The sequence below is a fragment of the Vibrio sp. 10N.222.46.A1 genome (assembly GCF_041473595.1).
GTDB classification, from domain to species: Bacteria; Pseudomonadota; Gammaproteobacteria; order Enterobacterales; family Vibrionaceae; genus Vibrio; species Vibrio tasmaniensis_A.
In genome coordinates this window covers 1-23,634 of the sequence record NZ_JBFRSN010000241.1, presented here as the reverse complement: position 1 = coordinate 23,634, position 23,634 = coordinate 1, and the positions used below count along the sequence as shown (strand labels likewise).

The window sequence follows — 23,634 nt, the reverse complement described above, 5'->3', positions numbered from 1 at the left end:
CGTGTCGCCATCCGATTCTAAGCCGGACACCACACGTAGTTAAAAAATAAATAAAGACACCGCTGTATCACTAAACCGCGATAAAGCCATACCTTTAAGGCGCAGTATAGTAATGAATCTGTGAGGTAGGATCAACTGATTTGATACATTTTTCACCAACACTGTCCTTAAACCTTCTATTAAGCGTTATTTTCTGGCTCCAGTAGCATTCAAGCCTCAAGTAAGCTCTGTCATCTAAACTGCTCCTCGAATTTAACGCCCTTATCCATTAGACTGTTCGCTCTCGTCAACTCAGATAAAGCCGTCCCTTTATGCGTCCAATGATTGCCCGTGTGGCACTGCCTGTTCCACTCGACAAGCAGTTCGATTACAAGATTCCTAGCCACCTATTTCCGATTATTGGCGGTCGAGTCTCTGTGCCTTTTGGACGACAAACCTTAACAGGCATTGTTACGGCTCTGGTTAACGAATCTGAATTCGAGTTAGACAAACTCAAGCCCATTAAAGCCTTACTAGACAACCAACCCGTTTGGCCGGAATCGGTCTACTCACTCTTGGTATGGTGCAGCCAGTTCTATCAGTATCCACTAGGTGAAACCTTGGCCAACGCACTACCAAGCGCCTTACGAAAGGGCAAAGCGGCCGATTTCGCGACGCTTGTTGAATGGCAACTGACCCCATCAGGTAGAGATCAACTGATGCAAGGCTTTGGTCGTGCCGTCAAACAAGCCAAAGTAATGCACATGCTTGAGCACGGCCCTGTTCCCCATCAAGAATTCATCGATGAAGAAGTGGGCAGCGCGGTACTTAAGACGTTGGAAGAGAAAGGCTGGGTTGAATCGGTAGAGAAAAAGCCGAAACGCCAGCCGTGGCCAGTTGAGCTCGAAAACGATCAAGATAAGCCAAAACTCAGTGAAGAACAGGCTATAGCAATAGCGACAGTAAATAGTCAAACCGACTTCGGTTGCTTCTTGCTAGAGGGTGTAACTGGCTCAGGTAAGACCGAAGTCTACCTGAATATGATCAAGCCGATTCTCGACCAAGGTAAACAAGCGTTAGTGTTAGTGCCCGAGATCGGTCTAACCCCTCAAACGATTAACCGCTTTAAGCGACGCTTTAATGTTCCAGTTGAGGTTATCCATTCTGGTTTAAACGATTCTGAGCGACTAAATGCTTGGTTGTCGGCGCGTGATAAAATAGCGGGCATTGTGATCGGTACTCGTTCAGCTCTGTTCACACCGTTCGCGGATCTGGGCATTATCATTGTCGATGAAGAGCACGACGCCTCTTACAAGCAGCAAGATAGCCTACGCTACCACGCTCGTGATGTTGCCATCATGCGTGCTCATAAAGCGCAGATTCCGGTTGTGCTAGGCTCGGCGACTCCGGCCTTTGAAACGCTGCACAACGCTCAGATCGGTAAATACAGTTACCTCACCCTGACCTCACGCGCAGGTGTCGCGCTGCCGACCACCAATAAAGTGTTGGACGTTAAGGGGGAATATCTAGAAAGTGGCTTGTCTGCGTCGTTGATTGCTGAAATGCAAAGACACCTCAAAGCAGGCAACCAAGTGATGTTGTTCCTCAATCGTCGTGGGTTTTCTCCCGCATTAATGTGTCACGATTGTGGTTGGACAGCGGAATGTAAGCGTTGTGATGCCTACTACACCTATCATCAATACAGCAATGAGATGCGCTGCCACCATTGTGGATCGCAGCAGCATATCGTGCACAATTGCCAAGGCTGTGGTTCGGCTAATTTAGTGACTGTAGGTGTCGGCACCGAGCAACTTGAAACACAACTTGGTCAACTATTCCCTGAATACAAAACCATTCGCATTGACCGAGACAGCACTCGCCGAAAAGGCAGTTTAGAAAGCGCGTTAGAATCGATTCGTAAAGGTGAATACCAAATTCTGATTGGTACACAGATGCTTGCTAAAGGGCATCACTTCCCAGATGTCACACTTGTGGCATTGCTGGACGTTGATGCCTCTTTATATAGCAGTGACTTTCGCGCCTCTGAGCGATTGGCTCAATTGTTTACTCAAGTCGCCGGTCGAGCAGGACGAGCCAGTAAGCCGGGGGAAGTTATCTTACAAACTCACCATCCAGAACACGGCTTATTACAGGCATTACTGCACAAAAACTACAACCACTTTGCTCAAACTGCATTGGCAGAGCGTAAACAAGCGATGTTGCCACCTTATACCTTCATGACTTTGTTTAGAGCGGAAGCCAATGACACTCGCTTAGTGGAAGAGTTTTTGCGTCAAGTGCGCCACACATTGGAATCGCATCCGTTATTTGACCAATATTGCATGGTGCTAGGACCAACCCCTGCACCACTAGCCAAACGAGCAGGTAAATCGCGCTGGCAGCTTATTTTACAAACACAGACTCGCTCGTTGATGCAAAAGCTATTAATGAGCGCCAAGCCAGCAATCAATATGTTACCCGCTGCGAAAAAAGTCCGTTGGTCACTCGATATTGAGCCGCAAGATCTGAGCTAAACCCACTTGGGTTAAAACTAATGATAAGTTTGTTCACAAATATTTCATATTTCTCGTGAGCAACTTCACACTAGTCATGTGATTTTTGTTAATCTAGCCGTAACTTTACATGGGTGAAACGAATAAAATATTGCAATAAAAAAAGTGTTAGCAACACTTTCACAATATCTATTCGATTACATTTATTATTCATGCCTTAGATACTTAGGCAGCAAAGGAATTAAAAAGAGGGTTTAATTTATGGCGACAATGAAGGATGTTGCCCAGCTAGCAGGCGTTTCAACAGCCACGGTATCACGTGCATTGATGAACCCTGAAAAAGTCTCGGTTTCTACTCGTAAGCGAGTTGAGACAGCAGTACTTGAAGCTGGATACTCACCCAATACATTAGCTAGAAACTTACGTCGCAACGAATCAAAAACCATCATCACTATTGTTCCTGATATCTGTGACCCGTATTTCGCAGAGATCATTCGTGGTATCGAAGATGCCGCAGTAGAAAATGACTACCTCGTTTTACTGGGTGATAGCGGCCAACAGAAGAAGCGTGAGTCTTCATTTGTTAACTTAGTATTCACCAAACAAGCTGACGGCATGCTACTACTTGGCACCGACCACCCGTTTGATGTCAGTAAGCCTGAACAAAAAAATTTACCGCCGATGGTGATGGCGTGTGAGTTTGCCCCTGAGCTTGAACTCCCTACCGTACACATCGATAACCTGACCTCAGCATTTGAAGCGGTGAACTACCTAGCTCAGTTAGGCCATAAACGTATCGCTCAAATCTCAGGGCCCATATCGGCAACGCTGTGTAAATTCCGCCAACAAGGTTACCAACAAGCGCTACGTCGTGCAGGAGTATCAATGAATCCTGCCTACAGCACTGTCGGTGACTTTACCTTTGAAGCGGGCGCTCAAGCTGTTCGTCAATTACTCGCTCTTCCTGAACAACCTACAGCGATCTTCTGTCATAACGATGCGATGGCCATCGGCGCGATTCAAGAAGCGAAAAAATTAGGCTTACGCGTTCCTCAAGACCTATCGATTGTCGGCTTTGATGACATCCAATTCGCTCAATACTGCGATCCACCGCTAACCACTATTTCTCAGCCTCGTTATGAGATTGGACGCCAAGCAATGTTGATGATGCTCGACGTACTTAAAGGCAACGATGTGCAAGCGGGGTCGCGCCTGCTTGAAGCCAAATTAGTCGTTCGAGGTAGTACAGCGCCGCCTCGAATCTAATCTGAAGAAATATCCTTATAATTCTGCGGCACATTTTGATGTGCCGCTTCCATTTCTGCACTGTTATCCTCGCTCAATCTGGATTACCATGAGAGCAGAATCAGCAACTATTGAATTGTCTTGTGGCTAATAGAGATTATGTAAAGCGCGGTCGTGGCACGAAAAAACCGACCAAGAAACAAGCCCCTCGCCGTAAACCATGGCGTAGTGGTCTTTTGGCGATCCTCCTTGCCGGTGGTTTTGGTTACGGCCTTTACCTATTGAGTAATGATCCTGAGCCGCCAGCACCGACTCCAGTGGTAACCAAACCAAAGCCTAAGCCGAAACCAGCAAAAGTAATTCCGCCCCCTCCAGAGGAGAAGTGGGATTACGTTGAAACCTTGCCAAGTCGTGAGATTGAAGTAAAAGCCAAAGAGCAACAGATCTCGAAGATCCCTTACATCATGCAATGTGGCGCGTACAAAACCTCAAGCCAAGCTGAAGCACGTAAGTTGGATATTGCTTTCCAAGGTATCTCAAGTTCAATCCGTAAAAAAGATGGAAGTAGCTGGTACCGTGTGGTTCTAGGGCCATATAAATTGAAGCGTGATGCAGAGCGAGATCGCCATAAGCTGCAGCGAGCGAAAATCGAACCTTGTGCTATTTGGAAAGACACCGAGTAGTTATAGATTTAGCCGCAGAAGCAGAAGCAGAAAAACCAAACACCGAAAGCCTCCCATTGTGGAGGTTTTCTTTTATCTACACCCTTTAGCCAAATTTCCTTACAACTTCCGCCGATAAGTTGCGCGACATCACTCGACCTTCCTTGAATTATCCGAGCACCATCCTCATATACTTTTTATACCCAAAGATAAGAAATATTAAGAGGCCCTACTCGTGACTACCATTGTATCTGTACGTCGTAATAATAAAGTCGTCATCGCGGGTGATGGACAAGTATCTCTAGGCAACACCGTAATGAAGGGCAATGCCCGTAAAGTACGTCGCCTATACAACAACAAAGTACTGGCCGGTTTTGCTGGCGGTACGGCAGATGCTTTCACGCTATTCGAAAAATTTGAAAGCAAGCTGCAAATGCACCAAGGCCACCTAACCAAAGCTGCCGTTGAGCTGGCGAAGGATTGGCGTAGCGACCGTGCTCTACGTAAATTAGAAGCACTGCTAGCAGTAGCGGATGAAACTGCTTCATTGATCATCACAGGTAACGGTGACGTAGTTCAACCAGAGAACGACCTGATTGCTATCGGTTCGGGCGGTAACTTCGCTCAAGCAGCAGCCACTGCACTATTAGAAAATACAGATTTAGATGCGCGTGAAATCGCAGAAAAGTCGCTGAACATTGCGGGCGATATCTGTGTATTCACCAACCATCACCACACTATTGAAGAACTAGAAAGCACCGTTGAGCTACCAAAACCAGAGTAACGACCGCTTCCATCAATAACGTTGTATTCAACAGTGATTAAAGAATTAAGGAAAAACCATGTCTGAGATGACTCCTCGCGAAATTGTTCACGAACTCAATCGCCACATTATTGGCCAAGACAACGCTAAGCGCTCAGTGGCTATCGCTCTTCGTAACCGCTGGCGTCGTATGCAGCTTGAAGAAAGTCTGCGTGTTGAAGTATCACCAAAAAACATCCTGATGATCGGCCCAACCGGTGTAGGTAAAACTGAAATTGCTCGCCGTCTAGCTAAACTAGCAAACGCGCCTTTCATCAAGGTAGAAGCGACTAAGTTCACTGAAGTTGGCTACGTTGGTAAAGAAGTTGAGACCATCATCCGTGATCTAACGGACGTTGCCATCAAGATGACACACCAACAAGCGATGGAAAAAGTACAGTACCGCGCTGAAGAACAAGCTGAAGAACGCATTCTTGATGCCCTTCTACCACCAGCACGTGATGCTTGGGGTCAGAACGAGCAATCAACTGAAGATACCACTTCTTCAAACACTCGTCAGATTTTCCGCAAGAAACTGCGTGAAGGTAAGCTAGATGACAAAGAGATTGAAGTTGATGTAGCGGCGCCACAAATGGGTGTTGAAATCATGTCACCTCCAGGCATGGAAGAGATGACAAACCAGCTACAAGGCATGTTCCAAAACCTCGCTGGCGATACCAAGAAAAAGCGTAAGATGAAAATCAAAGACGCATTCAAAGCACTAACGGAAGAAGAAGCTGCGAAGCTTGTGAACCAAGAAGAGCTAAAAGAGAGCGCGATCTTCAACGCTGAAAACAACGGCATCGTATTCATCGATGAGATCGACAAAATCTGTAAGCGTGGCGACAGCTCTGGCCCAGACGTATCTCGTGAAGGTGTTCAGCGTGACCTGCTCCCTCTTATCGAAGGCAGCACAGTATCAACTAAGCACGGTATGGTTAAAACTGACCACATCTTGTTTATCACTTCAGGTGCATTCCAAGTGGCTAAGCCATCTGATCTGATCCCTGAATTGCAAGGTCGTCTGCCAATCCGTGTCGAACTAGAAGCACTATCAGCACATGATTTCAAACGTATTCTTACTGAGCCAAAGGCATCACTGACAGAACAGTACATTGCCCTGATGAAAACAGAAGATGTCGGCATTGAGTTCACTGAAGATGGCATCAACCAAATTGCTGACGCAGCATGGCGTGTGAACGAAACCACTGAAAACATCGGTGCGCGTCGTCTACATACCGTCATGGAGCGCCTAATGGATGAGATTTCATTCGACGCAACAGACCGAGCAGGCAGCAAATTAGTGATTGATGAAGCTTATGTAATATCTAAGCTTGGCGAGCTCGTAGAAGACGAAGACCTAAGTCGCTTCATCCTGTAGCACAAGAAACTCCAACTTATTGCTCTATCTCAAAGAAATAGCAGCTAATAAGCGAATTCAAGGCCCACTTTCGAGTGGGCTTTTTATTACCCGAAAAATGGGCGTATACTCAAATCACAGTATGAAACGAAGACTTACAAAGAATTAGACCTACGATGAAACAATCTCTACTGATTTGGCTTGATGCCGCACGCCCAAAAACTCTGCCTCTCGCACTTGTCTCTATTCTTACAGGAAGTAGTTTAGCGTTCGCTGGTGGTCATTTTTCTTTATCAATAGCCCTGCTGGCATTTTTAACCGCCACTCTATTACAGATTCTGTCGAACTTAGCCAATGACTATGGCGACGCGGTAAAAGGCACAGACAACGAAAACCGTCTAGGGCCAACACGTGCAATGCAATCTGGCGCGGTGACCGCGAAAACCATGAAGCAAGCGATCATCCTCAACATCGTATTTACCATGCTCGCAGGGCTGATTCTTATCTTTCATGCCTTAACCTCGATTGAGAGTATCTTATCTTTCATTGCGTTAGGCGTATTAGCCATTGTTGCAGCCATCGCTTACACCGTCGGCAATAAACCTTATGGTTATATTGGCCTTGGTGACTTATCGGTATTTATCTTCTTCGGTTTGTTAGGCGTTTCAGGGACTTATTTCTTACACACTGGCCATGTTGAACCAAGCCTGTTTCTGCCTGCACTAGGCTGCGGATTGATGGCGGTTGCGGTACTCAATATCAACAACATGCGTGATATCGAAAACGACAGCGAATGTGGTAAGCGCACCATGGCGGTTCGCCTAGGGCAACGCAAAGCCAAGCACTATCATTTTGCACTGCTTGGGCTCGCCCTTGCCTCTTTCGCTATCTACCTGCTGATTCAAGAAAAACCGGTCTGGATCAGCCTGCCGTTTTTACTAAGCATTATTATTGTTTATAAGCACGGTAAGGCCGTTTGGGAAACCGAAAAGCCAGCGCAGATTGCACCAATGATGCCCGTGATAGTGAAATGTTCACTGGTCACTAACCTATTGTTTGCAGGGGTTGTCGTAGCTCAAACTCTATTGAGTTAAATAAGACTAATCATTGCAAAGGGATCAAGCACCGATATACTCAAAGTAAGCTCATTGTTCAAAAGGTATACTAATGGAATACAACACTTCAGCACTGTGCGACATATATTTGGATCAAGTTGATGTCGTGGAGCCAATGTTCAGCAACTTCGGTGGACGTGCATCCTTCGCAGGACAGATCACGACATTAAAGTGTTTTGAAGACAATGCTTTAATTCGCTCCGTATTAGAACAAGATGGTTTGGGGCGTGTGTTGTTAATCGATGGTGGCGGCTCACTGCGTAAAGCGCTGATCGATGCTGAGATTGCCCTACTTGCTGAAGACAATGAGTGGGAAGGTATTGTGGTTTACGGCTGCGTACGCGAAGTCGATGAGTTAGAAGACATGAATCTTGGTATTCAGGCTTTAGCCTCTATTCCTGTGGGTGCAAGCCAAGAAGGTGTCGGCGAATTGGATGTACCTGTGAACTTTGGCAGCGTGACCTTCTTACCTGAAGATTACCTCTATGCAGACAACACTGGCATTATTCTTTCGGCAGAGCCTTTGGATGTAGAACTCGATCTGGATGTTGAAGAAGAAGAGGCCGAGTAACTCACTCAGCTTCAAATAATAAAACAAGCCAAAGAACACAAAGCATAAGAATACAAACGAAAACGCCCGCTACTGAGTAGCGGGCGTTTTTTTAAATCTGAAGAGTCGATTACTCTACGTCATCCATTTTACCAAGAAGGTTACGGATGCGATCTTGCCATGCTGAATGCTCTTCCTGCATTTGCTGAGTTTTTTGCTCTAGCTCGTGACGGCTTGCTTTAAGCTCACCAGCTTCTGTTGCTAGTGCTTGTTTCTCTTCTTTAAGCTCTTCCACTTCCATTTGAAGAAGTGCAATTGTATCTACTGCTGTTTGAATTTTTGCTTCTAGCTGCTCTAGTACTTCAAAAGACATTCTGGCCTACCTTTAAGTTATCCGTTTGATGGTGAAGGTTCACTCCACTTATTTCCCCATTCTACTCAGCAGAGCAAGGATAAACACTCAATATATTCGATATTTTGCGCCATTCGATGAAAAAAACAGCGCTTTTTACCGAATATTGACGTGAGTGATTACCGCCACAAGGGCAAACCGATTATTTTGATGAATAATAACTGTTTTCCACTGCGAATTGATCGAGAGCAATCTCCAAAAAACAAAAAAGCAAACGTTTCCTTTGGGATATGGTAAAATTCGCCGCGAAATTTCTATTCCCCCTTTGATAATTTTGGAGTCCGCATGAAACGCGATTTAGCAATGTCATTCTCTCGTGTCACAGAAGGTGCAGCACTAGCTGGTTACAAGTGGCTTGGTCGTGGCGATAAAAACGCTGCAGATGGCGCTGCTGTAGAAGTAATGCGTAGCCTACTAAACAAAACCGAAATTAGCGGTGAGATTGTTATCGGCGAAGGTGAAATCGATGATGCACCTATGCTATATATCGGTGAAAACGTCGGTGTGGGCGGCGATGCTGTCGATATCGCCGTAGACCCAATTGAAGGGACTCGCATGACAGCTATGGGTCAATCAAATGCATTGGCGGTATTGGCTGCAGGCGAAAAAGGCAGCTTCCTTAAAGCGCCTGACATGTACATGGAAAAATTGGTTGTTGGCCCTGGCGCTAAAGGCGTAATTGACCTAGAGCTGCCACTAACAGAAAACCTAGAAAACATCGCGAAAGCATTAGGTAAAACACTCGATACGCTAGTAGTAACCACACTGGCTAAGCCTCGTCACGATCAAGTCATTGCCGACATGCAAGCCATGGGCGTTCGTGTATTTGCTGTACCAGACGGTGATGTTGCTGCTTCTATCCTAACGTGTATGCCAGACAGCGAAGTAGACGTAATGTACTGCATCGGCGGCGCGCCTGAAGGTGTCGTTTCTGCTGCTGTTATTCGCGCACTCGACGGTGACATGCACGCTCGTCTTCTTCCTCGTCATGAAGTAAAAGGCGATACAGAAGAGAACCGCAAGCACGGTGAGCTTGAACTAGAGCGTTGTGCAGAAATGGGCGTAACGGCAGGCATCGTCTTGAAAATGGAAGACATGGCACGCAGCGATAATGTTGTATTCTCGGCAACAGGTATTACTAAGGGTGATCTTCTAGAGGGCATCACTCGCACAGGCAATATCGCAACCACAGAAACTCTGCTTATCCGTGGTCGCTGTCGTACGATTCGCCGCATCAAATCTATCCACTACCTAGAGCGTAAAGACCCAGAAGTAATCGGTCACATCCTGTAGACCTAAACTAGCTCTAACAGAAACGTTCCAAGGCTGATACCAAGTATCAGCCTTTTGTTTTATTAGTGCACCAGAATCTCACCATTTGCTGTCGCTAGAGTAAAACGCTGTCTATATAGTAAATCCCCATCAATATAGTAAATGGTTTGCTTTATAAACACCTTGCCTCATAATAGTAAGGTTGATGAGGTAGGGATAGTATGAAAACAAGCGACAAAATCTTACAGACCATTAAGCGTCAAGGCGCGGTAACCGCGAAACAACTGTCAGAAGAGTTTGGCATGACGACAATGGGTGCAAGGCAACATCTGCAAAGTCTGGAAGATGACGGTATTCTTGCGTTTCATGATGTGAAAGTAAAAGTGGGTCGCCCGACTCGCCACTGGTCCCTGACTCAACAAGGCCATAGCCAATTTTCAGACCGACACGGTGAACTCACTATTCAAGTAATTGATGCCGTAGAAAATCTATTTGGTCAAGAAGGGTTGGCTAAGGTTGCTGCCGAGCGAGAACAACACACTCTGAAGCAGTATCAATCTGCACTGTCTGGCTGTGATTCGCTCATGAGTAAGCTTGAAAAACTCACACAGCTTCGTGAAGACGAAGGCTACATGGCTGAACTTCAAGAGCATGATGAGCACTACATCTTAATTGAGAACCACTGCCCCATCTGTAAAGCAGCAACTCGCTGCCCTAGCCTATGCCAATCTGAGCTCAATGTTTTCACTGAACTGCTCAAAAATGAGTGTCATGTAAGCCGCACTGAACACATTATTGCCGGCGAGAGACGCTGTACTTATACCTTAACGCCCACGCCTTTATCGTAATACCAAGTGCTAAGGGCTAGTCCCAACCCACCGATTCCGTCTCAATATTGAGAAAATGAGAATAGATTAAAATTTGTACAAATTTATTTCTTAAGCTTAAAGCATATGAAACACGCTTAATGCTAAGGAAGGAATCATGGCACAGCCACAGCCAAATCAAAAACTGCCCCCCTTTGATGAACTGGTCCAACTCGCCAAAAGCGATCCGAAAGCATTCAATCAATTCAAACACGAAATGTGCGAGCAGATGATTTGTTCGGCCTCGGAAACTATGCAAGACAGGCTACGCGCTCAGCAAAGTCACATCGATTTGGTGGTCGGTCGCTGTAAAAATCCACATCATGTTAATGTCGTGCTCATGCAGGAGCTTCGTTGTCAGGTCTGTAAATTCCAAGATTCACTCGAAGGTCGCTGTAGTTTTGAAGAACCTAAAACTGAAAATGTCGTGCCTTTCAGGCCGAATACAGAACCCAAAATGTACTAAAAGTAGAAAAGTATCAAAAAGAAAAAAGGGAGCGCAATGCTCCCTTTTTACTGATGAATCATCCAATCTTTAAACTGGATCTTCACCGTAATCATTACGGCCTTCTGTGCCTTTCAACAAACCACACTCAATCAGAATCCATAAGCCACACACTAACGCTGCAACGGTCGCAACCATATGGATTGGCGATACCGGCTCAGTGGTAGTCGCTGCCATTGGCGAAGCCAAACGACCCAGTACTAGGGGCACATTTAGTAGTAACCAGTAATTCGACTTATTGCGGTCGTGCCAGCGCTTAGCGGTGACCGCAAGATCTGGGATCACTAGCAGCAATAGGAATACTGGCAGTAGGATGTAAGAGTAAGCAGGGAACAACACAGAGATACCAGAAGCAAAACCAGTAATCGCTATGTAGTAGAAAATATTCCAAATCCAGTAAGTCTTACGACCAATTCTCCCTTTGAAAGAGAGCAGTAAATCTTTCATCGACATCTTAAAACACTCAAAAATTAATACGCTACCAAAAAGTTAGCAGCAAATAGTTAGTGAATCACTTTTAGTTAGTTGATTATTTTTAGCTAGTTAATCACTTTCTGAAAGCAACTTTTATCCATATCCCGTATGTTGACCGTTAGGCTACGGATATGGCTTGCCTGTTCTTGTAAGGTTTGCATTAACAAACGCGACAATTCTCTTTTCTGTTCTTCAGTACGTCCAGAAAGTAACTCGAAGCTAATATGAACAAAATCTACATTGTCCTCTTCATCACCGACCAACCAGTTATGACAGCGTAGTGAACGAGACTTCACAGAAGGTACATCAAACAAACCACAGTTTAATGTAACTTGATGAAGGTCTTCCAGTAAACCTTGGATATTCACTCGCTCATCCACTGAATTTGAGTACTCTAGAACTAGATTCGGCATTATTACTTCCTATTGTTAACGCAATCGTTTGTCCCTTAATAGCAACTAACGATGAAAAATCCGAGAAGTTAGCTATTATTCTGTCTGCCGGATCACTGATATTTGCTCAAAATCTACTCTGACCATTGAGTAAGATCCAAGAAAGTCATGACCACAGTCATGATCTGTTGATATTATTCTGTTATATTATTTCGTAATAAAGTTTACTTTTTTACATTCGATTTATTTAAATACTTTGGAGATATTCCTATGCGTCATCCTGTAGTTATGGGTAACTGGAAACTAAACGGCAGCAAAGAAATGGTTGTTGATCTACTAAACGGTCTTAACGCTGAACTTGAAGGCGTAACAGGCGTAGACGTAGCAGTTGCTCCACCAGCACTTTTCGTTGATCTTGCTGAGCGTACGCTTACTGAAGCGGGCAGCGCTATCATCCTAGGTGCTCAAAACTCTGACCTAAACAACAGCGGTGCATTCACTGGCGACATGTCTCCAGCAATGCTTAAAGAGTTCGGCGCATCTCACATCATCATCGGTCACTCTGAGCGTCGTGAATACCACGCTGAGTCTGACGAATTCGTTGCTAAGAAATTCGCATTCCTAAAAGAGAACGGCCTAACTCCAGTTCTTTGTATCGGTGAATCTGAAGCACAAAACGAAGCAGGCGAAACTGTTGCTGTATGTGCTCGTCAACTTGACGCTGTTATCAACACTCAAGGTGTTGAAGCTCTTGAAGGCGCTATCATCGCTTACGAACCAATCTGGGCTATCGGTACTGGTAAAGCAGCTACAGCTGAAGATGCACAACGCATCCACGCTCAAATCCGTGCACACATCGCAGAGAAATCTGAAGACGTTGCTAAGAAAGTTGTTATCCAATACGGCGGTTCTGTTAAGCCAGAAAACGCAGCAGCTTACTTCGCACAACCAGACATCGATGGTGCTCTAGTTGGCGGCGCAGCACTTGACGCGAAAAGCTTCGCAGCTATCGCTAAAGCAGCAGCTGAAGCAAAAGCTTAATTTAAACTTCACCGTTTAGATTAGATGAAAGGTCAACTTAGGTTGGCCTTTTTTGTGCCTGCCGTTTGTAAAAACTCAAACGACAGGCACAAAAAAACCGCTGAACAATCAGCGGTTTTTAATATTTTTTAAGCGAACGCTAAGCTTGGCTTAGAATAACTCTTCTGCAACGCGGAACAACTCAGAACGGTCTGGGTTCTGCATGTTCTCGATACAGTCGATGATATCGTGGTGAACAAGAGCTTCTTTCTCGATACCAACACAACGACCACCTTGACCTTCTTGAAGAAGGTGAACAGCGTAGTTGCCCATACGAGAAGCCAGTACACGGTCAAATGCAGTAGGACGACCACCACGTTGAATGTGACCAAGAACGGTTGCGCGAGTCTCACGACCTGTTGCCGTTTCAATCTCTTTAGCCAATTCGTTCGCGTCCATCATTAGTTCAGTTAGAGCGATAATTGCGTGCTTCTTGCCTTTCGCAATACCATCTTGGATATTGCTGATTAGCTGATCTTTATCTAGGCCAGTCTCAGGTGTAATGATGTACTCACAACCACCCGCGATTGCTGACATAAGCGTAAGGTCACCACAGTGACGGCCCATGATTTCAACAATAGAAATACGTTGGTGAGAAGAAGACGTATCACGTAGACGGTCGATTGAATCGATAACAGTGTTAAGCGCAGTTAGGTAACCGATAGTGTAATCAGTACCCGCGATATCATTATCGATTGTGCCTGGAAGACCGATACATGGGTAACCCATCTCAGTCAGTTTCTTAGCACCCATGTAAGAACCGTCACCACCGATAACAACAAGTGCTTCGATACCGTGCTTCTTAAGGTTCTCGATGCCTTTCTCACGAACAGCAACGTCTTTGAACTCAGGGAAACGTGCAGAACCTAAGAAAGTACCACCACGGTTGATCACGTCAGATACGCTTGAACGGTCAAGCTTTTCGATACGGTCTTCCACAAGGCCTTGGTAGCCGTCGTAAATGCCGTAAACTTCAATGCCAACTGATAGCGCAGTACGAACTACACCGCGAACTGCTGCGTTCATGCCTGGAGCGTCACCACCACTGGTCAAAACACCGATCTTCTTAATCATGCTCACCCTCGATTTTTGGGAATCTATTATTCAATTCTTGTTCTTGCTGATTGTATATCAACAAGATTTTAAATCTATATTTGTACGTTATGTTACATTTCCTCAACAGGAATAGCACTTAAATCACGTAAAATTATGTAACATTTCTACTTCTGTAAGAGTATTACAGTTTTACTCAATAACTTTGTTGATTCACATCAGAATCAACATTAATTGTTACTAAGGTGATTTTTGAATCACCTTCGAGTTAGCAATTTTTACTCACTTTAGTTCAAAAGCCATTCACTTGCCATTTGCTGCCTGATTTTTAGACGCATTACCATGAGTGAAATTTCTGCTGCTTCTCTGGTCCAAATACGACCGAATATGGATCTTGATGAATTAATACATCAGCATCAGGGAACACTGAAATAAGCTTGTCCTCTACTTCATCAGAAATGCGGTGTGCTTCAATCAGTGGGATATTGTCTTCGAGTTCTAAATGCAATTGAATGAAACGAACAGGCCCAGAACGGCGCGTTCTTAGTTGATGTACACCCAGTACCCCTTCCACACTCAACGATGCCTCTTTAATTTGTTTGAGCTCTTCATCGGGTAGCTTGTGATCAAGTAGAGATTGCACCGCTTCCATCGCCATTTGGTAAGCACTGTAAAGAATGTAGATGCCGATACCAATCGCGAATACCGAGTCTGCTTGACCGATACCAAACCAGCTCAGTGCTAGCGCCAGCATAATCGCCGCATTCATATAGAGGTCAGATTGATAATGCAGTGAGTCAGCCGCAATTGCTTGGCTACCCGTTTTGCTCACAACATGCTTTTGGAATCGAACCAAACCGAAGGTCATGACCATTGCGAACAAGCTGACATAAATACCAATTTCAGGAGAGTTCAGTTCATGCGGTCGGAAGAAACGTTCAATACCGTTAAGAATAAGGAAACAAGCAGAACCAGAAATAAACATCGCTTGTGCTAATGCAGCAAGAGATTCGGCCTTGCCATGACCAAAGGTATGTTCTTTATCAGCTGGCTGCAGAGAGTAACGAACCACCACAAGGTTGACGACAGAAGCGGCGATATCCAACAGTGAGTCAACAACAGAAGCTAATAAACTGACTGAGCCTGTCACCCACCACGCTGCAACCTTCACAACCAATAATATGGAGGCAATGATGGTGGCAGCCCAAGCGGCGAGCGTAACTAAACGTGCGTATTCTTGTTTCATAAATTGGCTATAAAGTGACTGATAGCACAAAGTATAACCCGCAAAACACCGATTGAATATGACAGCTAGGATCTAATACGTTCATTTTAAAGATCAAAAAAAGCGGCACTAGGCCGCTTCTTTCTAAACACTTTCAATCAATCCAGCTTTTTCAAACCATGAATTACTTGTCTTTGTTCATGCGTTTTTCCATTTTGTCCGCACATTTAGCCATGCGATCTTGCTGGATTTCTTTCAGTTGAGTCTTCTGTTCAGGTGTTAGTACGCTCATCATTTGATGTTGCTTCTTCAGCATGGTTAAACGACGCTCTGTTTGCTTCTCTACCATTTGGCTTGCTAGGTCGTTTGCCGCCGCTTCATCAAAGGTATCGGCTAGAACTAAATCTTGAACTTTCTCGTGGTGCGCTTTCATCTGCGCCATCTTGTCCGCTTTATTACCTGAATGTTTTGCTTTCATCTCAGCACGGTTCGCTTCACGTATCTCTTTTAGCTCTGCTTTTTGAGCATCCGTCAGATCCAGTTGACGCATCACTTTTTTGTCAAAGCCGCCACACTTGCCGTGCATGCCTTTGTGGTCACCTTTATCGCCACCGCCATATGCGAACGCGCTTGCTGTACCTAACATAAGTGGAAGTGCCGCAGCTACTAGTACAAGTTTCTTAGTCATTTTCATAATTTTTGCCTCAATTCGGTATAATCAGTCATGTGTTGCGTTTGTTTTCAGCGCTTAGATATAGATTAGTCTTTCCCTCGTAAAGCGACGTTTAGAAAGCGTAAAGAATCGTAAAGAGTGAAAGTTGACGAATAATTAGCAGTATTATTAACCTATAAACAACTGATTAAGGCTTCCCAATGGCGAACATTCTTCTTATTGATGACGACACCGAGCTAACCGGCTTACTTAAAGACATACTGAGCTTTGAGGGATTCACTGTTTCCGAAGCCAATGACGGCTATGCGGGGTTGGAAGCTATCAATGATGAGATAGATTTGATTCTTTTGGACGTGATGATGCCGCGCCTTAACGGTATGGAAACGCTAAAGAAACTAAGAGAAAATTGGGAAACGCCAGTACTGATGCTGACAGCTAAAGGTGAAGAGATCGACCGTGTTATTGGCCTTGAGCTTGGCGCAGATGATTACTTGCCAAAGCCTTTCAGTGACCGAGAGCTGCTCGCTCGTATTCGTGCCATCTTACGTAGAACGCAGATCAACACCGCTCCTAAAGCAGCCAGTGATAAGATTCAATATCAAGACATTGAAGTATTTCCAGGTAAACAAGAAGCTTATTGTAATGGCCAGCTTATCGATCTTACCACCACCGAGTTCGCTTTGCTGAGTCACCTAATCCAGAACCCAGGGCAAGTGATCACCAAGGAAGCGTTGAGTTTGGATGTTCTGGGTAAAAGGCTGGCGGCGTTTGACCGCGCGATAGACATGCATATATCTAATCTGCGCAAGAAGATTCCAGAACGTACTGACGGTAAGTCTCGCATCAAAACCTTACGAGGCCGTGGCTACTTATTGGTAGAGGAAGATTAATGCGTATCCCTAAAATCACCAGCTTATATGGACGTATCTTTGCTATCTTTTGGTTCACCATGTTACTGGTGCTTTTGTCGGTACTGTCACTTCCCCATTTAGACCCGCGAGTGGCGCGCGATGTGCCTGCCGATCATCTCGATAAACTCGAACGTATCGCTAAATTCACAGAAAAGCGCTACGCCAAAGAATCTAACTTGGGAAAAATAGTGTTCCAACTTGAGGCACCGCGTAGCCGCAAGGATTCTCGTGCTCGTATTTACCTAACCGACCTTGAAGGCGCGGTCCTTACATCGAAAAGACACTCAAATTACAAACTTAAAGCGATTCGTAATTTTGTTACCTCGATAGATAACCCTGAATTACCCAAGCAAAAGTTATACGGACATTACATGGTAGCAGGGCCAGTCCCTATCACACTCGCTGGAGAAGAATTACTGATGTATGCCGGAGTAAAATGGAACCAACCTCCTCCATTTTTGCTGCGCTTATTTGATAGACCTTTACAGTTATTGCTTGCGGTAATGCTAGCAAGTACCCCACTGCTATTATGGTTAGCTTGGGCATTGAGCCAACCTGCTCGTAGGCTTGAACGCGCAGCACAACGTGTGGCGAAAGGTCAGTTTGAGGTCGATCCCACACTCGAAAAAGGCACCTCAGAATTCAGACAAGCGGGTGAGAGCTTTAACCAGATGGTCGAAGCGGTTAATCAGATGATTTCGGGGCAACAACGCCTACTTTCAGATATCTCACACGAGCTACGATCGCCATTGACCCGCCTTCGCATGGCCAATGCTCTTGCGATTCGTAAACAGGGTGAGAGCCAAGAGTTAGAACGTATTGATATGGAAGCTCAGCGATTAGAGCAAATGATCAGTGAGCTACTGACGCTATCACGCATGCAGGTCGACAGCCATATTACTCGTGAGGTTCAGCCTATTTCGAGCTTATGGGAAGAGATTTTAAAAGATGCAGAATTTGAAGCTGAACAGATGGGTAAATTACTGACGTTTTCAGAGATCCCAGACCGTTCTATTTCGGGTAACCCTAAGCTACTGATGAGTGCCTTGGACAATATTACGCGCAATGCTATCTACTACGGTAAAGACCAAGTCGATGTGCAATTCGATGTTGTCCAAGATCGGCTGACGATTTGCGTAAATGATAATGGCGATGGTGTGCCTGATGACGAACTGGATTCTATCTTTAGACCTTTCTACCGAGTTTCAACGGCACGAGATCGTAACTCTGGCGGCACAGGGCTTGGCCTAACCATTACAGAGAGTGCGATTCGTCAACACAGCGGAACCATCACTGCAAGCCGTAGCCAGCTCGGTGGATTACAACTCAAAATCACCCTGCCTATCCTGCCAGTGTAATACCCCTACAAAGATCGCAGTTGATAATGATTTCCATTATCATTATGGTAAGTCCTCTAATTAAGGAGGATTTACCATGTCACACTCTTTTCCTGCTCTACCCTACGCCTACGACGCCCTAGAACCTTACATTGACGCTAAGACGATGGAAGTGCACTACAGCAAGCACCATAGAACCTACTACGATAAGTTTGTTGCGGCGATTTCTGGCAGTGAACTTGAGCAGCAATCTCTGACCGAGATCTTCGCTAACATCTCTCAGCACAGCCCTGCCGTTCGCAACAATGGCGGCGGTTACTACAACCATATTTTATATTGGAACTGCATGGCTCAAGATGGCGGGGGTGAACCAGCAGGTAAACTTGGCGACGCGATCCAAAGTACTTTCGGAGATTTCGAGACGTTCCAAGATCAGTTCGCTCAAGCGGCAATCAATACCTTCGGTTCAGGCTTTGCTTGGTTGGTAGTAGAAGAAGGACAACTGAAAATCATCTCGACCTCAAACCAAGACAACCCGTGGATGGATACCATCGCCAGCAACGGTGAGCCGATTCTTGCACTGGATGTCTGGGAACACGCCTACTACATCAGCTACCAAAACCGTCGCCCTGATTACATCAATGCATGGTGGAACGTGGTGAATTGGAATGCGGTTTCTGAAAACTACGCACAAGCACTCGCGAATAAAGCGTAAGCCAATGGTGGTGAACTGTACTCACTCAGCTTGCCACCGTATACTCTGGCTATCTTTGATTATTCTTGTGAACCAACATGTTTGATATCGCTCTATACGAACCTGAAATTGCGCCCAATACGGGTAACATCATCCGCCTATGTGCTAACTGCGGCGCAAACCTGCACCTGATTGAGCCGCTTGGCTTTGATTTTGAAGAGAAGAAAGTTCGTCGTGCTGGCTTGGATTACCACGACCTAGCGCGTGTTAAGCGTCACAAGAACCTAGAAGCCTTTCTTGAGTATCTAGAGAATGAACGCGAGGGTGACTTCCGCATCTTTGCTTGCACGACAAAGACCACAGGTCACCACGTGGATGCGAAATTCCAACAAGGTGATGTGTTGATGTTTGGCCCTGAGACACGTGGCCTGCCTGCAGAGTTCATCGAAAGCATGCCAATGGAACAACGCATTCGTATTCCAATGATGCCAGATGCGCGTAGCCTCAACCTATCTAACGCGGTTGCTATTATTGCATTCGAAGCGTGGCGACAAATGGGCTTTGAAGGCGCGGTATAACCGAACGCTCACCCCCTGCTAGCAATAAAAAAGGCTCTTACCATTATCACTTTCTTGCGAAGGATAAAGGTAAGAGCCTTTTCTGTTTTTCCCTCTATATAAAGAAGAGATAAAAACAAAGAAGAGAAAAAACGGATTAGTTTAAGCGGTTACGATCGTTGTCATCGTCTTTCTTCTCAAATTCACCCTCAAAGGTGTTGCCGTCTTTTGATTGGTCGGAGGGATCGCGATTGAATGGGTCTTGTCCAAATGGACTCTGACCAAAACCAGCCTGTCCACCCGCATGGAAACCGCCAGACATATTGGTCACCACCATTTTTTCCATCATTTTCTTAGCAATCATCGCTCTTGGTGCTGGTAGCAATACCAACATACCGAGTGCGTCCGTCATAAAGCCAGGAGTCAGCAGCAATACACCAGCAACCGCAAGCATCACGCCTTCAAGAATCTGTTGTGCTGGCATTTCGCCTTGTTGTAATCGACCTTGCACAGACATAAGTGTTTGAATGCCTTGGCTACGAACAAGCGATGCACCAACAAATGCAGTAATCAAAACCAACGCAATAGTTAGCCACAATCCTAAGAAGCCACCAACTTGAATAAATAGCCCAATCTCAATGATGGGTACGAAGATAAATAGTAATAATAAGATAGGAAACACACGCCCTCCTTTGTTACATCCAGTTTACGCTGAAAGCCCTATCAATCTCAAATTTATCCTGTAAATAAGCGTGTTTATTGACCGAGAATAACTTTGCAAAATATTGACGAAACAAAACCGAAAAAGGTGATCAACTTAATATTTTTATGCGCTAAGTACAGTATCATGTGCCACATAAGTCAGGACGGATTTATCAGCCCAATATTCTAGCGAACGGAGTATTTGCACACAGAATAGGCTAATAACTAACTATATAATCAGAATAATTCTCTAAGGATCCTGTTATGGCTAATCTATCAGAAGCTCAAGTTGAAGCTCCTCAAGCTACTCGTCTCGAAGAAGATCTACTAGGTCAACGTCATGTTCCGGCTGATGCTTACTACGGCATCCACACTCTACGCGCAGTTGAAAACTTCAACATCTCAAATGTAACGATCTCAGATGTACCTGAATTCGTTCGCGGTATGGTGATGACAAAGAAAGCAGCGGCTTTAGCAAACAAAGAGTTAGGTGTAATCCCAAGCGAAGTAGCTAAATACATCATCGAAGCTTGTGACCTCATTCTAGACACTGGTAAGTGCATGGATCAGTTCCCATCGGATGTATTCCAAGGTGGTGCTGGTACTTCTGTAAACATGAATGCTAACGAAGTTGTGGCAAACGTGGCACTTGAACTTATGGGCAAAGAAAAAGGCCAATATGAGTTCATCAACCCGAATGACCATGTAAACCGCAGCCAATCAACTAACTGTGCTTACCCAACTGGTTTCCGTATCTCAGTTTACAACAGCGTTCGTAAACTGATTGACGCTATCGAATACCTAAAAGGTGCATTCGAGCTTAAGAGCCAAGAATTCAACACAATCCTGAAGATGGGTCGTACTCAACTTCAAGATGCTGTTCCAATGACGGTTGGCCAAGAGTTCCACGCTTGGGCTGTAACCATCAACGAAGAAATCAAAAACCTAGAATACACTTCAAAGCTATTGCTTGAAGTTAACCTAGGCGCAACGGCTATCGGTACTGGTCTGAACGCAGCACCGGGTTACCAAGGCCTAGCAGTGAAACACCTAGCAGAAGTAACGGGCTTAGAGTGTGTAGCGGCTGAAGATCTTATCGAAGCAACATCTGACTGTGGCGCATACGTAATGACGCACGGTGCACTTAAGCGCCTAGCGGTTAAACTGTCTAAGATTTGTAACGACTTACGTCTTCTTTCTTCAGGCCCACGCACTGGCTTTAACGAACTAAACCTACCTGAACTGCAAGCTGGCTCTTCAATCATGCCAGCTAAAGTAAACCCAGTTGTGCCTGAAGTTGTAAACCAAGTTTGCTTTAAAGTTCTAGGTAACGACAACACGGTTTCTTTCGCAGCAGAAGGCGGTCAGCTTCAACTGAACGTAATGGAACCTGTTATCGCACAAAGCATGTTTGAGTCTCTAGACATTCTAACAAACGCATGTGTGAACCTACGCGACAAGTGTGTAGACGGCATTACTGTGAATAAAGAAGTGTGTGAATCTCACGTATTTAACTCTATCGGTATCGTCACTTACCTAAACCCATACATTGGCCACCACGAGGGTGATGTTGTTGGTAAGATCTGTGCTGAAACAGGTAAAAGCGTTCGTGATGTAGTTCTAGAACGCGGGTTATTAACCGAAGAAGAACTTGATGACATTTTCTCTGTTGAAAATTTGATGCATCCTCAGTATAAAGCAAAACGCTACGAATAACGTTAGCGAAAAAGGGCTCCAAACGGAGCCCTTTTTTAGGCTCCAATACGGTTAACCATGTTAATTTTGTGGGTTTCTATTGGTTGCACTTTTGCGAAATAGAATCTAAACCATAGAACTATTATGTGAACATTCCAGCGGCGAATGTTCACATAATAAAATCTAAAATGAGGTGTTACTTATGATTGCAGTAGAACTATTTGTCGTCCTGCTCTTTATCTTTTTGGGGGCCAGAATTGGCGGTATCGGTATTGGTTTTGCCGGTGGTGCTGGTGTTATTGCCCTTTCACTGATTCTTGGCGTTCCAACAAGCCAGTCTTTCATCCCGATCGACGTAATCTTGATCATCATGTCGGTTATCACCGCAATTGCTGCTATGCAGGTTGCGGGCGGTATGGACTGGTTGGTACAAATTGCAGAAAACTTTTTGCGTAAACACCCTGAACGCATCACCTTTTACGCGCCGATTGTGACCTTTGTAATGACACTAATGGCCGGTACTGGTCACACAGCATTCTCTACGCTTCCTGTAATAGCAGAAGTAGCGAAAGGCCAAGGTGTTCGTCCTTCTCGTCCACTGTCTATCGCAGTTGTCGCCTCTCAAATTGCTATCACAGCTTCGCCAATCTCGGCTGCCGTTGTCGCTTTCGCAGCAATGCTGGCACCCTTTGGTGTTGATTACCTAACGCTATTGATGGTTTGTATCCCAACAACCTTCATCGCTTGTATGGTTGGTGCGGTTGTTGCTAACTACATGGGTAGCGAACTGAAAGACGATCCTGTTTACCAAGAACGTCTAGAGAAAGGCCTAATCAAACTGGCGACAGAAGAGAAACGTGAAATTCTACCAACAGCGAAGAGAGCAACGTACATCTTCCTAGCAGCGATTGGTTTCGTGGTTTGCTACGCAGCGGCTATCTCTAGCTCTGTTGGCCTAATTGAAAACCCAGCGCTTGGTCGTAACGAAGCGATCATGTCTGTGATGCTAGCAGCAGCAGCGGCTATCGTGATGTTCACTAAGATTGATGCTGCGAAGATTTCTTCAGCGCCAACATTCCGCTCTGGTATGACAGCGTGTGTTTGTGTACTTGGTGTAGCTTGGTTAGGTTCAACGTTTGTAAACGCACACGTTGCTGAGATCAAAGACGTAGCAGGTGCTCTACTGGCTGACTACCCATGGATGCTGGCTCTTGTTTTGTTCTTCGCTTCTATGCTGCTTTACTCTCAAGGCGCAACAACAGTTGCACTGATGCCAGCAGCTCTAGCGATTGGCGTAGCACCACTAACAGCCGTGGCTTCTTTTGCTGCAGTAAGTGCACTGTTCGTACTTCCAACTTACCCTACGCTGCTGGCAGCGGTTGAGATGGATGACACAGGCTCAACGCGTATTGGTAAGTACGTATTTAATCACCCATTCTTCATTCCTGGTGTGGTAACAATCAGTACAGCGGTTGCACTCGGCTTCGCATTTGGCGGCCTATTCATCTAGTAATCGCTAATGTTCTAAACTAGAAAAGGAAGCTTCGGCTTCCTTTTTTG

General features: G+C 45.3%; 24 protein-coding genes. 17 read left to right on the top strand and 7 right to left on the bottom strand.

Going from position 1 to position 23,634, the window contains the following annotated elements:
• Window positions 1-311: 311 nt before the first annotated feature.
• From priA to rraA, 7 genes are all read left to right on the top strand, one after another.
• Window positions 312-2,513, top strand: coding sequence for a primosomal protein N' (gene priA, locus AB4496_RS08225; RefSeq protein ID WP_009848883.1), 2,202 nt, complete (start codon window positions 312-314; stop codon window positions 2,511-2,513).
• A gap of 240 nt (window positions 2,514-2,753) precedes the next feature.
• Window positions 2,754-3,758, top strand: a complete 1,005-nt coding sequence (gene cytR, locus AB4496_RS08220; protein WP_009848882.1) for a DNA-binding transcriptional regulator CytR — start codon at window positions 2,754-2,756, stop codon at window positions 3,756-3,758.
• Window positions 3,759-3,880: 122 nt separating this feature from the next.
• Complete coding sequence (locus tag AB4496_RS08215; protein WP_009848881.1) at window positions 3,881-4,420, top strand: SPOR domain-containing protein; 540 nt, start codon at window positions 3,881-3,883, stop codon at window positions 4,418-4,420.
• Between the two features lie 214 nt (window positions 4,421-4,634).
• The gene (hslV, locus tag AB4496_RS08210) at window positions 4,635-5,183 is read left to right on the top strand and encodes an ATP-dependent protease subunit HslV (protein WP_004729692.1); all 549 of its coding nucleotides are present in this window, start codon (window positions 4,635-4,637) and stop codon (window positions 5,181-5,183) included.
• Between the two features lie 58 nt (window positions 5,184-5,241).
• Window positions 5,242-6,582 carry an HslU--HslV peptidase ATPase subunit gene (gene hslU, locus AB4496_RS08205; RefSeq protein ID WP_009848880.1) on the top strand — a complete coding sequence of 447 codons (1,341 nt, stop codon included), beginning with the start codon at window positions 5,242-5,244 and terminating at the stop codon, window positions 6,580-6,582.
• Between the two features lie 155 nt (window positions 6,583-6,737).
• Window positions 6,738-7,655 (top strand): 1,4-dihydroxy-2-naphthoate polyprenyltransferase, encoded by a 918-nt coding sequence (locus AB4496_RS08200; protein ID WP_009848879.1) that lies wholly within the window; start codon window positions 6,738-6,740, stop codon window positions 7,653-7,655.
• 73 nt (window positions 7,656-7,728) lie between these two features.
• Entirely contained in the window at window positions 7,729-8,247 is a 519-nt protein-coding gene (gene rraA, locus AB4496_RS08195) for a ribonuclease E activity regulator RraA (RefSeq protein ID WP_009848878.1), read from the top strand.
• 109 nt (window positions 8,248-8,356) lie between these two features.
• On the opposite strand, the gene zapB is transcribed toward rraA, so the two are convergent.
• On the bottom strand, window positions 8,357-8,599 hold the full coding sequence (gene zapB / locus AB4496_RS08190; protein ID WP_009848877.1) for a cell division protein ZapB: 243 nt from the start codon (window positions 8,597-8,599) through the stop codon (window positions 8,357-8,359).
• A 324-nt stretch (window positions 8,600-8,923) separates the two neighbouring features.
• On the opposite strand from zapB, the gene glpX reads away from it, so the two are divergent.
• The 3 genes from glpX to AB4496_RS08175 all read left to right on the top strand — a co-directional run bounded on the left by glpX (window position 8,924) and on the right by AB4496_RS08175 (window position 11,242).
• Complete coding sequence (gene glpX, locus AB4496_RS08185) at window positions 8,924-9,931, top strand: class II fructose-bisphosphatase (protein ID WP_009848876.1); 1,008 nt, start codon at window positions 8,924-8,926, stop codon at window positions 9,929-9,931.
• A 200-nt stretch (window positions 9,932-10,131) separates the two neighbouring features.
• On the top strand, window positions 10,132-10,758 hold the full coding sequence (locus AB4496_RS08180; protein ID WP_009848875.1) for a metalloregulator ArsR/SmtB family transcription factor: 627 nt from the start codon (window positions 10,132-10,134) through the stop codon (window positions 10,756-10,758).
• A 136-nt stretch (window positions 10,759-10,894) separates the two neighbouring features.
• Window positions 10,895-11,242 (top strand): DUF3135 domain-containing protein, encoded by a 348-nt coding sequence (locus AB4496_RS08175; protein WP_009848874.1) that lies wholly within the window; start codon window positions 10,895-10,897, stop codon window positions 11,240-11,242.
• Between the two features lie 69 nt (window positions 11,243-11,311).
• On the opposite strand, the gene AB4496_RS08170 is transcribed toward AB4496_RS08175, so the two are convergent.
• Entirely contained in the window at window positions 11,312-11,734 is a 423-nt protein-coding gene (locus tag AB4496_RS08170) for a DUF805 domain-containing protein (protein WP_009848873.1), read from the bottom strand.
• 86 nt (window positions 11,735-11,820) lie between these two features.
• Window positions 11,821-12,168 (bottom strand): 5-carboxymethyl-2-hydroxymuconate Delta-isomerase, encoded by a 348-nt coding sequence (locus AB4496_RS08165; protein ID WP_004729703.1) that lies wholly within the window; start codon window positions 12,166-12,168, stop codon window positions 11,821-11,823.
• A 249-nt stretch (window positions 12,169-12,417) separates the two neighbouring features.
• Between AB4496_RS08165 and tpiA the strand changes: the two genes are divergently transcribed.
• Complete coding sequence (gene tpiA / locus AB4496_RS08160) at window positions 12,418-13,188, top strand: triose-phosphate isomerase (protein WP_012604968.1); 771 nt, start codon at window positions 12,418-12,420, stop codon at window positions 13,186-13,188.
• Between the two features lie 150 nt (window positions 13,189-13,338).
• Here tpiA and pfkA read toward each other — a convergent pair whose 3' ends face one another.
• The 3 genes from pfkA to AB4496_RS08145 form a co-directional block, all read right to left on the bottom strand.
• The gene (pfkA, locus tag AB4496_RS08155; protein ID WP_009848871.1) at window positions 13,339-14,301 is read right to left on the bottom strand and encodes a 6-phosphofructokinase; all 963 of its coding nucleotides are present in this window, start codon (window positions 14,299-14,301) and stop codon (window positions 13,339-13,341) included.
• A gap of 316 nt (window positions 14,302-14,617) precedes the next feature.
• A complete protein-coding gene (fieF, locus tag AB4496_RS08150; RefSeq protein WP_009848870.1) occupies window positions 14,618-15,526 on the bottom strand; it encodes a CDF family cation-efflux transporter FieF in 909 nt (302 codons plus the stop codon).
• Window positions 15,527-15,689: 163 nt separating this feature from the next.
• Window positions 15,690-16,199 carry a CpxP family protein gene (locus AB4496_RS08145; RefSeq protein WP_017096535.1) on the bottom strand — a complete coding sequence of 170 codons (510 nt, stop codon included), beginning with the start codon at window positions 16,197-16,199 and terminating at the stop codon, window positions 15,690-15,692.
• A gap of 179 nt (window positions 16,200-16,378) precedes the next feature.
• On the opposite strand from AB4496_RS08145, the gene AB4496_RS08140 reads away from it, so the two are divergent.
• From AB4496_RS08140 to trmL, 4 genes are all read left to right on the top strand, one after another.
• Entirely contained in the window at window positions 16,379-17,068 is a 690-nt protein-coding gene (locus AB4496_RS08140) for a response regulator (RefSeq protein ID WP_102258063.1), read from the top strand.
• Complete coding sequence (gene cpxA, locus AB4496_RS08135; protein ID WP_012604972.1) at window positions 17,068-18,447, top strand: envelope stress sensor histidine kinase CpxA; 1,380 nt, start codon at window positions 17,068-17,070, stop codon at window positions 18,445-18,447. Before AB4496_RS08140 ends, cpxA begins: the two co-directional genes overlap by 1 nt.
• Before the next feature lie 76 nt (window positions 18,448-18,523).
• Window positions 18,524-19,141, top strand: a complete 618-nt coding sequence (locus AB4496_RS08130; protein ID WP_012604973.1) for a superoxide dismutase — start codon at window positions 18,524-18,526, stop codon at window positions 19,139-19,141.
• A 77-nt stretch (window positions 19,142-19,218) separates the two neighbouring features.
• Window positions 19,219-19,698: a tRNA (uridine(34)/cytosine(34)/5-carboxymethylaminomethyluridine(34)-2'-O)-methyltransferase TrmL gene (trmL, locus tag AB4496_RS08125; RefSeq protein WP_009844716.1), complete on the top strand. Its 480-nt coding sequence runs from the start codon at window positions 19,219-19,221 to the stop codon at window positions 19,696-19,698.
• Between the two features lie 136 nt (window positions 19,699-19,834).
• On the opposite strand, the gene AB4496_RS08120 is transcribed toward trmL, so the two are convergent.
• A complete protein-coding gene (locus tag AB4496_RS08120) occupies window positions 19,835-20,359 on the bottom strand; it encodes an FxsA family protein (RefSeq protein WP_009844715.1) in 525 nt (174 codons plus the stop codon).
• Window positions 20,360-20,643: 284 nt separating this feature from the next.
• Between AB4496_RS08120 and aspA the strand changes: the two genes are divergently transcribed.
• On the top strand, window positions 20,644-22,095 hold the full coding sequence (aspA, locus tag AB4496_RS08115; RefSeq protein WP_009844714.1) for an aspartate ammonia-lyase: 1,452 nt from the start codon (window positions 20,644-20,646) through the stop codon (window positions 22,093-22,095).
• A 181-nt stretch (window positions 22,096-22,276) separates the two neighbouring features.
• Window positions 22,277-23,584 (top strand): anaerobic C4-dicarboxylate transporter, encoded by a 1,308-nt coding sequence (locus tag AB4496_RS08110; protein WP_009844713.1) that lies wholly within the window; start codon window positions 22,277-22,279, stop codon window positions 23,582-23,584.
• Window positions 23,585-23,634 lie beyond the last annotated feature (50 nt).